Source organism: Virgibacillus salexigens, from assembly GCF_014905415.1.
GTDB lineage: Bacteria > Bacillota > Bacilli > Bacillales > Amphibacillaceae > Virgibacillus > Virgibacillus salexigens.
Map to the genome: position 1 here is coordinate 1 of NZ_BNEO01000047.1, position 382 is coordinate 382.

General features: G+C 33.8%; 1 protein-coding gene. It reads right to left on the reverse strand.

Translation table 11 applies throughout. The features are described from left to right. Positions 1–272: replication initiation protein (locus JKP73_RS22160; RefSeq protein WP_200411983.1), on the reverse strand; the 272-nt coding region annotated here is incomplete at its 3' end. Between the last annotated feature and the right edge of the window lie 110 nt (positions 273–382).

Below are 382 nucleotides of genomic sequence, written 5' to 3' on the forward strand. Positions count from 1 at the left end.
GCTTCTTTAAAGCGACTATGTTTATTGCTGTCGTCTACTTTAAAGAAGGCAAAGAGTTCTGCTTTTGAGAGGTAAACTGTATGATTTTTGGGCAGTTTTTCCGTATCAATACAGGAAACAGCCAACTCAAAAATTTTTAAAGGCGTTTTATCCATTTTTGCTACGGACGTTATCAAGTCGTTATGTTCAACAATTTTTCGTTTCTCAATTTCTTTCAAAGAACACACTGTCCTTTCATTGCTGTTACGCTCGTTTTTTGTTATAATTTTCATGAGAACTACTCCTTTTATGGGTGGTTTGGCTAAGCATGAAGAAATTCCGTGCAAAGAATTTTTCTTCATGCTTTTATTATATCAAAATACAGTCAGTTAATCAATGTGTT